Genomic DNA, 13,222 nt, shown 5'->3' with positions numbered 1-13,222 from the left:
GGCTGTTGAAGGGTCAGATCGAGCAGGAGCATAACGGTCTCACGCGTACGCACATGAAGCGCAAGGAATGGGCGAGCCTAGGGTCAGGACTCATTGATCATAGCCAGAAGATGACGGTGGCCGCGAGCGCGACGGCAGAGAAGAAGACGGTTGGGCAGCGGTCGTAGCGAGTGGCGACGCGACGCCAATCCTTCAGACGGCCGAACATGATCTCGATGCGGCTGCGGCGCCGGTATCGGCGCTTGTCGTATCTGACCGGCTCGTTGCGCGATCTGCGGCCCGGGATGCAGGGCTGTATGCCCTTGGCTTCCAGGGCGTCCCTGAACCAATCGGCGTCATAACCACGGTCGCCAAGTAGCCACTGTGCTTTCGGCAGATCGTCGAGCAAGGCTGCCGCGCCGGTGTAGTCGCTGACCTGCCCGGCGGTCATGAAGAAGCTCAAGGGCCGCCCATCCGCATCGCTGACGGCGTGCAGTTTGGTGTTCATGCCGCCTTTCGTGCGGCCGATCAGGCGGCCGAGATCCCCTTTTTTACCCGCAGACTTGATGCCGTGCGGTGTGCCTTCAGGTAGGTCGCGTCGATCATGACCGTTTTCGGTACGGCTTCCGCTGCCGCGAGCCCCTCCATCATGCGCAAGAAGACTCCCTTCTCGCCCCACCGCTTCCAGCGATTGTAGAGCGTCTTGTGCGGCCCATAGTCCTTCGGCGCATCACACCAGCGTAGCCCGTTGCGATTGACGAAAACGATGCCGCTGAGCACCCGCCGATCATCGACCCGAGGCTTGCCATGGCTCTTGGGAAAGAACGGTTGCAGACGCGCCATCTGCTCATCCGTCAGCCAGTACAGGTCGCTCATCCACGCTCTCCTCACGGAGCCTGAATCAGATCGCGCCTCTCACATCAATGGGTCCTGACCCTAGCCCCATAGTCCTTCGGCGCATCACACCAGCGTAGCCCGTTGCGATTGACGAAAACGATGCCGCTGAGCACCCGCCGATCATCGACCCGAGGCTTGCCATGGCTCTTGGGAAAGAACGGTTGCAGACGCGCCATCTGCTCATCCGTCAGCCAGTACAGGTCGCTCATCCACGCTCTCCTCACGGAGCCTGAATCAGATCGCGCCTCTCACATCAATGGGTCCTGACCCTAGGTATGGGCGTTAGCGGAATGGCCGGGATTGGTGGTTACCAGACGTTCCGTCGTTTGAGATACGCCTGCTGTTCGGCGGCTTCTTCGTCGGAATAAAAGTATTCCGCGCCTGCCACAGGCTCATAGGTGCCAAAGTCCAATTCGTCGTATTGAAGCTGCATAGCTTGATGCCATGAGTCCGCTAAAACGCTAAAAACAAAGCGCGCGTTCGGCATGGTTGCGGGTCTCAATTCGTCATTACGCTGCCTCACGACGGCGAACTCAGCCCCGTCGTCGCCCTCCCAATATTCATGCAGAAGTGTTGCCATGTGGCATCATAACCGAACAGGGCGATGTCTGCTAATGGGCGTAAATTGCCGTCGCGCCTCCAGTTGCGATAACGCCCATCCCGCTGAATCGAACGCGACCCCCACTCGGTGGGCCTGGTGCCACCTCAACTCCTCAGTGCTCCCAATGTCCGGAATGGAGAGGAAGCGGACGTTCTCGCGACGTCAATATCAGGGAGAATTTTTGCCCTGGTCCAATACTTTTTCCGCGATATTCAGCGCTGCTGCGAGATGGGCTGCGATCAAACTCTCGTGAAGATCATCTGCAAGTTGCAGAGATCGAGCGATCGAGCGATCGAAGTTCGAAGCGTCTCGTGGTTTTGCTCGTCAATCGTTGGCATACGATTGGGTCCGCCAAATGGGTTCGAGTTCTGGAATAGATATACTGCCGGTCGCCGTTATGAGCTGGTTCCGCGAACCGGAAGGACACATAGTTATCGGCAGCCCCAGAAAACTGTCGATTCTGTCGGCTTTGTATCCAAGTACTCGATACGTGTCTTGTTGTATGAGCTCCACGAATCCTACTCGAAGTGACCACGCGGTGGGATAATCGCCGCGCTCGACCGATCGCGAGAATGTTTCTCGCAACAAATTTCGGGCGCCCTTTGTTACATTAGCCTGAGAGAGGACGCCTACGGAATTTGACTGTTTATCCAACTTCACTTCGATTGACCTCGCCCCTCGTCAGGGGGGACTGCGGTCCACTATCTTCGGGTGTGAGTTCCGCGAGCTCGAAATAGCTCTTGGCCATCCGTTGATGAATGCCTGCTATTTCTGTGTTTTTCGCTTTTTTCGCTAACTCAAGCGCCCGAGCGCCGCGAGCATTATAAAAAGCTCGCCCGATTACTTCTGACATGGTCTCGCTCCATGATGAGCAAAGACACCTTGATGCCTCTCTCGGCACCGTGCTCCAGGCTAAACGTGTCGATCACCTGTCATAAAACTTAATCTAAGTTGCAGCAATCCCCGAATTTATAAGAAGGCGGGTCGCAGCAGGGTGGCTAGCCAAGACCGCGCAACCTTGGCCGGGCAAATTCCTAACCATCGAACAGCGTAACCCTTGGTTAAAAGGCCTTTAGCGAATCGCGTCTAATCGTGCTTTCAAACAGCATGGAGTATAATAGAGTCTCCCTTTCCTAAGCCAACATAGATTAGTTTTCTTGATAAGGTCAAAGATGTCATATACGCAAAGCGGTATCGCCATATCTGTGGCATAGCTTCGTTAAGGACGCGTTGTGCCACATAATCTCGAAATATTTATTGATGAGCTATCGCTTTACGGTGCGCTGAACAACGAGGACCGTGAATCGATCCTTATGCTTCCGACAATGGTGCATCGAGTAAAAAAGGTTGTTAACCTAGCCCAACAGGGTGACGTGGGAGACTCTCTGCTGCTGCTAACGAGCGGATATGCCCTGCAGCAAAAAAATGCGGGCAATGGCAACCGACAGATTTCTGCGCTGAATGTGCGAGGCGACTTACTAAATCTTCCTTCGCTGTTTTTGAAAAAATTTGACTCAGATGTGGTGGCCTTAAACAACTCTGAAATAACATTTATCCCAAAATTAGAATTTTTGACGTTATTCAGAAAACGGCCAGCGATTGCATACGCATTATTTCGAATGACGCTAGTGGATGCGTGCCTTGTTCGCGGGCAGCTTCTCAATCTGGCTCGCAGGGATGCACGAACCAGAATAGCGCACTTTTTATGCCATCACGCGGAACGCATGGGTGCCCGCGGGCTAATGAGCAACGATTCGTTTGATATGCCGCTCACACAAGCACAAATTGGCAACGCGACCGGCCTGACTGCAGTACACGTAAATCGTATGCTTAAGTCGTTAGTAGACGACGGACTGATATCTCATAATGGACGCTCTATCTATATAGCGAACAGGGAACAATTCATGGCCGCCGGGGATTACTATCCACAGGACCTGCATTGAAAATCTTGACTTCAACGAGTCACATGCTGCCACTTCATCCTCATGAAGTCGCCTTTGGCGAGTTTGATGCGCGCATAAGGGCGAACCTGGGCGCCGCTGACTGCTGGTCGGACGAGCGGACAGAATGCGAGAACAGCTGAACGAATGACCGCTGTCGGGCAAGCGCGTCGCCACCCGGAACGTCCGTATTTGGGCGATAGCGGACAACTTCCCCTACATCGCGTCCTGCATTACCGGGATCCAACCGGCGGTTCCGATGCCCCCGGCCGTACAAGTCATTGATATCCTTCACGCCGCAATCGAGCGGCTATCGGGCAAACGGCATTGATAACAAACGATTTTACGGCTCCACGGCTAAAGGGCGGTTTCGATCATTCCCACGCCCCGCCCACATCGCGAGTCTGGCGAGCTCTGCGGCGCATTAAATAACACCCCAGCCGGTCTCGACGGCCGAGCGGGGGTGTCGTGCGCTAACGCGCAATGCCGCGTCACACTTCCCCGAATGCGGCGCTCGAGGATGACTTGCCGACGGCCGGGTACCGTTCTCAAACGGGGAATGGCGTTAAGCGATACGTATTATCGTTTCGGTTTGATGTCGGTGCGCGCTAAGCAAATGGCTGGAACGTGATGGGGTTATATGATGAACGGAGATATACCAAAACCTGATTTTCTCGATAGACTACCGGTTTACTTGGCAGCAGTTACGGCTACCTATTATGTTATTACGTTTGCAATCGAGGTAGGCTTCTTTTGGACTGTCGGATCGCCCTACTTCGCGGCCTTCAGCATAACTGACCACGTTTTGCACGCTGCGTCATACGCTCTCACAACTGTCGGGTGCATAGTCTTCGCCCTTTTGATGACGTCCGCCCCTTACATGTTCGCGCCATCCTCATTATTGAACCAAGGGGAAATTAAAGATACCGGGAAAGCCGTGTCTCCAAAACAGCGGGCAATCGGCCTGATCATGCAATTCCCGGCACTCCTAGTTTTTGCGTGGAGTACCTATCTCACGGCTTCGAGCCTGAACGAGAAGGGCGCTCGGCCAACGACGTTGTTTGCCTTCTTTCTGATGCTCACCGCTACGACATGGCTGGCGGCTCGAATGTTTAAGATTCCACGGCGCGCATACATGTATCTCTTGTTCATGACCGCTCTTATTATGCCGTTCGCACTTGGAGACGTCAGCTTTCAAACCGAGTTCGAAGACCCGCGGGGGAGCACATTGGTGACAATTGGCGGGCATCGATATGCAGCAAGGCCGGTCATTATTGGAAACGATAAGGCAATCTACAGATCTGGAAACTTCCTGTACCTGGTCACCCTCGATGGCGACACAATGATAAAGATCCTGCCGCAAGACCGTGGCTGGGATGTCATCGGAAGACAACCGATACCGCCGAGCCAAACCGGTCGTAAATAAGAGCAACTGGTATTGCGCTGGTATCGTGAACCTCCGATACCGATGAGATAGTCGTGCGGTTTTGCTAGATCCTTCCCTCGTACCCGCCAGGTAATTCTAGCATTGAGAGCAATCACACTTCCGAGCGTAGCCTTTCGCTACTCTCGTATGAGACGGCAGTCCTGTAAATCTATTCCAAGTATATAGATTCTTTCGATTAAGCCATCTATCTGAACCACGTCTCCAATTGACAAAGTCTCTACAGCTAGGTTGGGACGCCCAAAGAAACAATAAATACCGTTCCCGTCCGCTGTCTCAAGCACAACAAGAAAACTACTAGGTGTAGCGTTAACTTGCTTTACCGCGCGCTGTAATTTTATTCGGTGATTAACGTACTTTGCCGCATCAGCCTCTCCCTGCAATGCAGTGCGCCCGACGAAATACTTCATGGCACGTTCGGGCGTGAAATTTGATGGAACGTACAACTCCTCGTTCGGCCAGCTTTTTGGCAAGTTAGGCTCCGTTTGCGGTACGGGAACCGACAATGGCGCGACAGCGGCACCCGCTTGCTCGGGGGCAGGGCTACGGGCCTTGCCGGCACTAGCTTGTTCCGCACCGAGCCTAGCTTGCTCCGCCTCCGCTTGCCCGATCCTCTTTTCGAGCATGGTTATCGTGCTTTCCGCATTCTGAATTCGCGTTGAATACAGCGTGGAAATGACCTTCCAAACCCCGAACACGACAATGCAAACGACGGCAAAAAATGGCCAAGGTGCAGTTACGACAGCCCCGACGCCAGAAGCGATGCTATTGCTCAAATCATCCATGGCAGCCGCCTACCATTACGCACGATTCGTGTCATGTGCGGCTCTCATTCCGTTGTCGGGGATTTTTAGACTTTAGTGAGGGCCTACGCGCATGCCGCCGAGTCGAACGCCCCCCCCACTCGTGAGGTGTGATGCCACCTCAACTCCTCCGAGACCCCAATGTCCGGAATGGGAAGGTTTGCGGACGGTCCGCTTTGCGACAGCGGACGCTCGCTAGGCTGGCTGCTCAACCCATCGGCGGAAGACGCCAATGGCAGCGGACAGGTCTAACGGTCCGCAGGAAACCTCGAAGGCGTTGTCCTTTACGACTGCAACCCACCAGCTTCCCTTGTGCTGCCACTCTTCCAACTCGTCACTGATCTCACCGTAAGTGACGCGCTCGAAAGCCCTCCCTTCCAGCGCGGTATCGGTCAGCTCGATCTTGAGTGACCATCCGGGGTTATCGAGTGTGTCGATTTTGACCCCGTAGGAGTGCTCCCAATCGCTGTCGCATTGAGCGAGATACCACTCGTTTAGCCAGCCGAGATTGTCGTCCTTCATTCTGTTAGCATCGTCCAGACAGGGAATGTCCGCAATCGGGAACAGGTGGCACGCGGCGAAACGGCCATGATTGGGCGAAAGCGGACTAAGGCCATCGGCAACCGCTCGGCACACAAGCTCCACTCACGGTCAGCCAGCGCCCATAGATTACACCCGCAGAGAACAGGCATATTGCGGCAGCGAACGCTATGGCGACCCAAATCCACCTGCGGCGCTTCGTTGTCGTTTTGGAGTCCATCCCGCCACCATCGGGTACCGCGTCAATGTCCGCAACTGGGCGTTTTCACCCGCCCGTCACATCTATGATAGGGAAGCGCTGCTAGCCGATCGCGCTGCTGGCCGATCATCAGGACAGCGTCTTGGATGACCAGATGACCGAATCCCAAGGCGATCTCCTAGGCAGCGTTATCGTGCTTCTCAGCACGGCCCTGCTGCTCGGGGCGGTGCACTTCGCCAGCACCGCCGTGGACAAGCGAAAAGTTCGATGGCTCACAACGCTGAGCGTCATCCTGTCGATCGCAGGCGTGGCCATCGTTATCGTTACCTGACGACCACTTTGGAGAGGAAAGCGGACCGGCGGCTTTTGACGCCAGTTCGATGGAAAGCGGACTCACGGTGTAAGCGCTGACTCCCAACCATTTTCTGTCAAGTCGATCTGGTCGGCTGCGAAAGCTGTGTCGAACCCTTGCTCCCATGGGAAAACGCCACTCCGATCCGGCCAGACAATTTGAAGGCAGGGGAACTCGTCGCCGCCGTAAAACCATCGGCTCCAGCCCAAGTGATCGCGGTAGAACCGCTTCGCCACCGGAAATGCATAGGCAAGAAGATTTTCGAATGCTCTATCGGTTGGCTCACCCACTGGTAGCGGCAATCCTGCCTTAGCCTCTCGGAACAACTCCCAGAACACGTCATGAGCTATCTCACGCTTCATGCCGAACATGATCAACTCTGGCTGACCTGTGTTCACCCATAACCCCGTGGTAAATGAGAACCCCGGCCCTTCGACGTCGCCAAACACTGCGGTGTCGAACCAGCCATGCTCTCGGACCTTGGCTACAAACGCTCGCTCGAGATCATCCAGTGCCTCAGGCGGCGCGTTCATGGCTGTTCGCATGAGCGGTAGCTAACCCTCCTAATGAACGTCCGCAATCAGGAAGCGCAACAGCCACTCCGAATGCCTTGTTCTGGGCGTTAGCGGACGGCGCGCTTTTTACGCTCGCGGTATTCTCGGAAGACGGACCACACGAGCAACACAGCAAGGATGAGTATGGCTCTCGTAGGGAGGTGACTGGCGGCAGAATTTAGGCCGCTGTTAATCCAGTCGAATGCGAATTGTCCGATCAGTACCGGCAAGCCGACTATGACGATCAGGTTTAGAACGCGGCGCTGCATCTGCTCATCGTATATAAGCCCCGAATGTCTGCAAGTGGGCGGAAGCGGAATGGCCGGAATGGGAAGGATAACGGACTGGCAGCTTTCGGGGCATGGTTAGCGTTCGCTGCCGCTCGGTTTAACTGCGGTTGCTTCATTTGATAGATAGCCATCTCACTCACCCATCAAATAGCGATAGGCAGCGTAGCTGGGAGAAAACAGAAAAACTCCCGCTCCGCATACGAATACCGCAACGTTCGCACCCTCTTTACCAGCTGTCAAAAACATCACGAATATCGCCACCACGGTGAAAACTATTCGCGGATACAGGAATTTCGTGTAGCCATCTGCATCGCCGTAAAAGTATGGTCTGCCAAGCGCAAAAACTATTCGCGAGTACACAGCCCAATCGAGCGCCAATCCTACCACGACGGAAATTACAAAGTACAGTATCGCCACCGATTGGCCCTCCGCACGTACGGTATGCTACGAGGGTCCCGTCCGCTAGTCGGCGCTGGCTCAACCGCAGCGAACGGCAAGGTTTGGGCGAACGCGCAATGGCCGGAATGGGAAGGATTGCAGACTGGCCGGTTTGGAGCGACGAAGTGCGTTTCCTGCAATACATTCAGCTGTGTAGCAGCGGCCTCGGCCACTCCCGCACTTTCGCCGATTTTCGCAAGCAAACGTCAGATCGCTCGCGGACGGGATCGGCCAGCCAGCACCTCAGCATCTGCCGTGACTTCATTAACTCCAAAGATCCGGATCCGCTTCTTGCCGAAATGCCGTTCGATGACGGGCCGGTGGCTTTCGTCATGGTTCAAGGCGCCCGCGGCTAGAGTGCCGACCGTCAGCCCGGCGAACAGCGCGGCAACGCCGTTCAGTCCGAACAAGCCTGGGGTCGTCGTCCTGAATAGACCGTCACGCACCAGACTCGGCGCGATGTAGGCCGACAGGAGCAAAGTTCGAAGAAGGCGAGGCTGAGCAAGGCGACGATCATCCACACGGTGCGCGTCGCCAGCAGGCGATCGAGTCGGGCGGCGATGCTGGCGCTGCTTTTACCGGTCACCGCGTTGGTCGTGGTATCGGCATCCGGCGTGAAACCTCCGGTTCCAGGGAAACTCCGAGGGTTGATCGCAGGGACGGTCGACCATCACCCGAGGCGGGCGGCAGCGCCATAGTATACCGTTTCGGCGAACGTCCAGCGCAATCACATACGATGGACAGAATTCGACGACCGGGTTCATCGCGGCGTCGAACCACAGAAAGTCGGGCCCGCCGTAGCGTCCATTTCGATTATACGGCGCTGAACAGGCAAAGGGTGTGCAGGTGGCTGACGACGTCCTGAACAGATACCGCCGAACCATCGATAACATTGACGCAGCAGTGATCGGCATGCTCGCCGAGCGGTTCAAGGTTACGCAGGCGGACGAAGCGCTGAAGGCTGCACAGGGCCATTCGTCCGCCGATCCCGATCGGGAGAAACGCCAGATTGTACGGTTGCATCAGCTTGCAACCGAGGCGCAACTCGATCCCGATTTTTCGGAGAAGTTCCTGCGCTTCATCGTCACCGAAGTGATCCGCCACCATGAGCGGTTCGCGCACGCCCATGCCGAAAATGGGGAACGCCCCCAAAGTGCCTGTATTGCCAACCTGTCGCTCGGCGGGAATTGATGAGCGTCGTTCGTACTATCCTACTGGGTCTGTCCGTTCTAGGTGCCGCGTCCCAGGCGTCCGCGACCGCGACCTTGGGCGATCTGCCGGCGGTCGAACACGCGCTGGACGGCGGAGCGTCGGTTGCCGTGGTGCTCGACCTGAGCCAGTGCAAGCCCACGTCGGCGGACTCGAAGCCGACAAAAACGCGGGGTGGCAGGCACATTGATGCCTATCGCGTGACGGAGGACGGGACGCTGGCATTCGCCGACGATCATTTCACGGTCGGTCGCGACGGCAAGCCGATCCGTCAGTTCCTTCGGTATCAGGTCCATCCGGACGGCGAGGCGGACTTCTCGATGACCGTTTTCAGTATGCCGGATTTTCAGCGTGTCGGAACGACGCTGGACTATAGATGCGCTATCAACAAGGGCATGCGCTTCGTTGCGGCGCATGGATAACCACGCGCGCCCCCAAAAATCGGACCAAAAGGCAGCACCGGTCGATATTGATAAGCATCGGCAACAGACCAGCATGATGACCCACTTCCGGACATTCCGGTGCCCATTTTCGCTTTCCAACTTCGGACGCTCGTTCATCTTGAGAGAGGGTGCGGCGCCGCCTTTTGAAACGGGAGCGCGGATGGCTGATAGAAATCAGTGACCTGCGGATATGAACACTTTTCCTAGAGAACACCTTCTCCTCACATTAGAGTATTCCCCTCATGTGAGATATCCGTCCAGACAAGCGGCTACGTGATGCATCAGCCGTCAGCCGGGCAATACCGGGCTAGGAAGTCGCAATGTCGCGGTAGCAGCCGCACCGTACTTGCTATTCCTCTGGAAAGATCTTCGAAAGAGGTTCGCAACTCCTGTCCCTTGATGATGCTGGCGATGCGGTGATGCGCGCGGGGCACGACGCCTTGCCCGAGCATGACTGAGACCCAGGAATCGATCCTGAACAGGTCGTCCTGTCCCTGCCAGGCGCCAGCGGTCTTCGTGAAAAGTGCGATCCGCTCAGCAAGGCTGTCAGGAATGGTCATGCGCGCGCAGTCCCGCCAGAACGCCGAATCGTCGCGTTGGGTGACGTGGTAATGGAGGATAATGAAGTCGCGCACATGCTCCCACTCGTGTCGCGACTGCGCGTTAAAGCGCGAGGCCAGTGCACCGTGATCGTCGCCACGGAATGGGAACAGCTGGATCAGGCGGATCACCGCATTCATGATCAGATGGATGCTGGTCGACTCAAGGGGCTCGATGAAGCCCGCTGCCAGACCCAGCGCGATACAATTCCGGTTCCAAGCCTGCCGTCGCATTCCCGAACGGAAGCGCAGCGGTCGCGGCTCGAACAGCGTCCGGCCATCCAGAGCACCGATCAACGTTTCGTGCGCCTCGTCGTCACTCATGTGCCCGCTGGAATAGACGAGACCGTTGCCCGTCCGCGTCTGCAGCGGGATCTGCCAGCGCCAGCCAGCACCGTGTGCGATCGCGCGCGTGTACGGCACGGGGGGGCCGACCGTCTCCGTCTGCACGGCGAGCGCCCGGTCGGTCGCGAGCCATTCCGACCAGTCCTCGAATCCAGTCTCAAGCGTGCCTTCGGTCAGCAATGCGCGGAAGCCGGTGCAATCGACGAACAGGTCGCCAGAGATCCGCTCGCCTGAGGCGAGGACGAGCGCGGCAATATAGCCCCCCTCGCCGTCACGCTCGACCCGCTCGATGCATCCCTCGACGCGGCGGACGCCCCAGGGTTCGGCCAGCGCGCGCAGGAACCGCGCATAGGCGGTCGCGTCGAGGTGATAGGCATAAGCCAGCGAATGCTGCTCGTCGTGACCGAAGAGGCCAGCGCCGGCTGCCTGCTGTTCGAGCGAATAGTCGCCGTACGCCTCACCGAACCCGCGTGCACGTGCCTCCAGCCAGAAATGCTGGAAGTCGGCGATCGCCACCGACCTGCCGATGCTGCCGAACGGATGGAAATATCGGTCTCCGACCTGGCGCCAATTCTCGAATGCGATGCCGAGCTTGAAGGTCGCCTGCGTGGCACGCATGAACGCCGCTTCGTCGATGCCGAGAAAGGCGTGAAAGCTGCGCGCTGTCGGAATGGTGGACTCGCCGACGCCGACGGTGCCGATCTCGTCCGATTCGACGAGTGTCACATCGACTAGCGATCCCAGTTGCCGCACGATCGCTGCGGCGGCGATCCATCCGGCCGTGCCACCGCCGGCGACCACGACACGGGTACGTGGAGGTTCAGACGTATCATTCATCGGTTCAGCCTGTGCAGCAGGTAGGCTCGCAACTGGCGTGCAGCATGCTCGTCAAGCGGCGCGAGCGGTCCGCGTGCCGGTGGCGGCAGATGCGCCGCGACCGCCTCCGCATCGCCGAACACGTAATGATCGAACATCACGCGCCACGCGCGCTTCTCCTGCGCTGGCCGGTCACGCAGGCTGAGCAGCGCGTGCAGTAGCGTATCCATCGGCGTGTCCATGAAGGCGGGCGCCGCGTTCCACCAATAGTTCACCAGCACGTTAAAGTCGTCGAGCGCCTCGACATGGTGCCACCACAACGCCGGGTAGACGAGGACGTCGCCAGCCGCCAGATCCGCCACCGATCCGGCGGCAACAGCGGCAGCGAAGCGTGGATAGGCATCGAGATCCGGCGCGGCGAAATCGACCATGCTCACCACCTGCCCTCCGGGAGTCGGCGAGAGCGGGCCGGGATAGAGGTTGGCGACCTGATCCGGTGGGAATAGCGTGAAGCGTCGCCGCCCGACTGCGCAGATAGCCGCATTGTTCGACATGTCGTGATGTGCGGACGCGACCGTGCGGTTGCCAATCCAGATGCTGGCGAGCGGCGGGTGGCGATCGAAGACGTCACCGTGCGGCACCAAATCGTTCTCGGCGCGGAAGCCGGGGAGATGGGTGTCGAGATCGGTGGAGCCGATATAATAAGCGGGTGCCCTGGCGTCGCCGAGATGACCGAGCACATGATCGAAGAATTCGCCCAGAGCGATCCGCTTGGCGGCGAAGTTCATCGCAGTCGCAGTCTCGTCATAATGGAAGCGTCCCCTGATCGCGGGATCGCCGACATAGCCAGTGACGGGACGGCCAGCGTCGAACCGGCGCAGATAGGCGGCAGCCTCTTGCGGCGACCTACGTCCGGCCTGGACCAGCGGCCAGTCGGCGGCGAGCCCGCGCAGGATCACCGGCTCTTCCGTCGCTATCAATGCGTCCAGATCGAGGACACCGGAGTGATCGATCTCGCGGACGGGTCGCGATACCCGCAAGCTCTCAGCCATGAAGCTCTTTCCGAAGCTTCCGATCGATCAGGTGGCGAAGGTTGCCGAGCGATGAGGCAATCCAGAACGCCGGACGCAAGAAGTCGTCGCGGTGGAGCCGTGCCAGGATATCGCCGTCGAGCGCAGCCAGCTTCCCCGCATCGACGGTGAAGCGATCGGGAATGTCATAACAACGCCCGTCGGCGAGATCGAGTTGCAGCGTGGCGGGTTCGAGCAGGCCGGCGGCGGCGAACGCGTCAACCATCGCCTTCTCGGTCTCCAGACCGACATAGATCCGCTGCAGCATCGCCGAGACGTGATCGAGTAACGGCGCGTTACCGCCGAGCTCGCGGAACACCGGCTCGCCGTTATCGACGATGCGCGGATGGTTCGGATCGACGTGGATCATAGGTTCGCCATCGGCACCCGAACCGATCGAGAAGGGACCGCGCGCCCGCGCCGCCGGCACGTACCGCGCGTCCCACCGCTCGCCGTCGAGAAACAGGTTCTCGTCCGGATCGAGCCCCAACAGGACGGTCGAGAATAGGACGCCGTGCTCGTCGCGACGTAGCAAGATCGCATAGTCGCGCTGCAGTTCCTCGAACTCGGCCGGGAAGACGCGCGTCTGGTTGATCGCATCGCCGTAGCGCGCGTGATGACCGACCGCGACACGCAGGTCGCGGTGGTCAATGTTGTTGAGAAGTACCGAGGCCATGAGATAATCCTAGACGAGGAAGGCCGC

Annotated in this window: 16 protein-coding genes and 1 pseudogene; 5 read left to right on the top strand and 12 right to left on the bottom strand. The window is 58.0% G+C overall.

All coding sequences use genetic code 11. From position 1 onward, the window contains the following. Positions 1-97: 97 nt before the first annotated feature. From ASG20_RS19110 to ASG20_RS19950, 4 genes and pseudogenes are all read right to left on the bottom strand, one after another. Positions 98-855 (bottom strand): IS5 family transposase gene (locus ASG20_RS19110; RefSeq protein WP_156364368.1). Its coding sequence is split into 2 segments (ribosomal slippage): positions 98-522 and positions 522-855, totalling 759 coding nucleotides; the frame shifts between segments, so codons are not numbered across the junction. Positions 856-920: 65 nt separating this feature from the next. Continuing rightward, positions 921-1,085: pseudogene (locus ASG20_RS15475) on the bottom strand (transposase); the annotation flags it as partial. 98 nt (positions 1,086-1,183) lie between these two features. Next, entirely contained in the window at positions 1,184-1,456 is a 273-nt protein-coding gene (locus ASG20_RS15470) for a hypothetical protein (protein WP_056054658.1), read from the bottom strand. A 667-nt stretch (positions 1,457-2,123) separates the two neighbouring features. After that, complete coding sequence (locus ASG20_RS19950; protein ID WP_236698783.1) at positions 2,124-2,330, bottom strand: hypothetical protein; 207 nt, start codon at positions 2,328-2,330, stop codon at positions 2,124-2,126. Between the two features lie 379 nt (positions 2,331-2,709). Between ASG20_RS19950 and ASG20_RS19105 the strand changes: the two genes are divergently transcribed. Both ASG20_RS19105 and ASG20_RS15465 read left to right on the top strand, forming a co-directional pair. After that, positions 2,710-3,420 (top strand): Crp/Fnr family transcriptional regulator, encoded by a 711-nt coding sequence (locus ASG20_RS19105; RefSeq protein WP_156364366.1) that lies wholly within the window; start codon positions 2,710-2,712, stop codon positions 3,418-3,420. 859 nt (positions 3,421-4,279) lie between these two features. Beyond that, positions 4,280-4,843, top strand: coding sequence for a hypothetical protein (locus tag ASG20_RS15465; RefSeq protein ID WP_156364364.1), 564 nt, complete (start codon positions 4,280-4,282; stop codon positions 4,841-4,843). Positions 4,844-4,980: 137 nt separating this feature from the next. Here the strand turns inward: ASG20_RS15465 and ASG20_RS19505 are convergent, their stop codons facing one another. Together ASG20_RS19505 and ASG20_RS15460 are read right to left on the bottom strand one after the other, a co-directional pair. Continuing rightward, complete coding sequence (locus tag ASG20_RS19505; protein WP_156364362.1) at positions 4,981-5,646, bottom strand: hypothetical protein; 666 nt, start codon at positions 5,644-5,646, stop codon at positions 4,981-4,983. A 213-nt stretch (positions 5,647-5,859) separates the two neighbouring features. Next, entirely contained in the window at positions 5,860-6,186 is a 327-nt protein-coding gene (locus ASG20_RS15460; protein WP_056054652.1) for an immunity 53 family protein, read from the bottom strand. 359 nt (positions 6,187-6,545) lie between these two features. Here ASG20_RS15460 and ASG20_RS15455 point away from each other — a divergent pair, with 359 nt between their 5' ends. Further along, complete coding sequence (locus tag ASG20_RS15455; protein ID WP_056054650.1) at positions 6,546-6,734, top strand: hypothetical protein; 189 nt, start codon at positions 6,546-6,548, stop codon at positions 6,732-6,734. A gap of 62 nt (positions 6,735-6,796) precedes the next feature. On the opposite strand, the gene ASG20_RS15450 is transcribed toward ASG20_RS15455, so the two are convergent. From ASG20_RS15450 to ASG20_RS15440, 3 genes are all read right to left on the bottom strand, one after another. Continuing rightward, the gene (locus ASG20_RS15450; RefSeq protein WP_236698782.1) at positions 6,797-7,288 is read right to left on the bottom strand and encodes a DUF4262 domain-containing protein; all 492 of its coding nucleotides are present in this window, start codon (positions 7,286-7,288) and stop codon (positions 6,797-6,799) included. A gap of 443 nt (positions 7,289-7,731) precedes the next feature. After that, positions 7,732-8,016, bottom strand: a complete 285-nt coding sequence (locus ASG20_RS19500) for a hypothetical protein (protein ID WP_156364360.1) — start codon at positions 8,014-8,016, stop codon at positions 7,732-7,734. A 227-nt stretch (positions 8,017-8,243) separates the two neighbouring features. Continuing rightward, the gene (locus ASG20_RS15440; protein WP_156364358.1) at positions 8,244-8,447 is read right to left on the bottom strand and encodes a hypothetical protein; all 204 of its coding nucleotides are present in this window, start codon (positions 8,445-8,447) and stop codon (positions 8,244-8,246) included. A gap of 436 nt (positions 8,448-8,883) precedes the next feature. On the opposite strand from ASG20_RS15440, the gene ASG20_RS15435 reads away from it, so the two are divergent. Continuing rightward, a complete protein-coding gene (locus ASG20_RS15435; protein ID WP_082471014.1) occupies positions 8,884-9,228 on the top strand; it encodes a chorismate mutase in 345 nt (114 codons plus the stop codon). Then, positions 9,228-9,668 (top strand): VirK family protein, encoded by a 441-nt coding sequence (locus ASG20_RS15430; protein WP_056054638.1) that lies wholly within the window; start codon positions 9,228-9,230, stop codon positions 9,666-9,668. The genes ASG20_RS15435 and ASG20_RS15430 overlap by 1 nt, the downstream gene beginning before the upstream one ends. Before the next feature lie 302 nt (positions 9,669-9,970). Here ASG20_RS15430 and ASG20_RS15425 read toward each other — a convergent pair whose 3' ends face one another. Genes ASG20_RS15425 through ASG20_RS15415 form a run of 3 tightly spaced genes read right to left on the bottom strand, consistent with a single transcriptional unit; the run spans position 9,971 to position 13,195 of the window. Continuing rightward, positions 9,971-11,470 (bottom strand): tryptophan halogenase family protein, encoded by a 1,500-nt coding sequence (locus ASG20_RS15425; RefSeq protein ID WP_056054634.1) that lies wholly within the window; start codon positions 11,468-11,470, stop codon positions 9,971-9,973. Further along, positions 11,467-12,501 carry a cupin-like domain-containing protein gene (locus ASG20_RS15420; protein WP_056054632.1) on the bottom strand — a complete coding sequence of 345 codons (1,035 nt, stop codon included), beginning with the start codon at positions 12,499-12,501 and terminating at the stop codon, positions 11,467-11,469. Before ASG20_RS15420 ends, ASG20_RS15425 begins: the two co-directional genes overlap by 4 nt. Next, on the bottom strand, positions 12,494-13,195 hold the full coding sequence (locus tag ASG20_RS15415) for a SapC family protein (RefSeq protein ID WP_056054629.1): 702 nt from the start codon (positions 13,193-13,195) through the stop codon (positions 12,494-12,496). The genes ASG20_RS15420 and ASG20_RS15415 overlap by 8 nt, the downstream gene beginning before the upstream one ends. Between the last annotated feature and the right edge of the window lie 27 nt (positions 13,196-13,222).

This window comes from Sphingomonas sp. Leaf198, assembly GCF_001424005.1.
Lineage (GTDB): Bacteria > Pseudomonadota > Alphaproteobacteria > Sphingomonadales > Sphingomonadaceae > Sphingomonas.
This window is presented reverse-complemented; position numbering and strand designations above follow the sequence as displayed.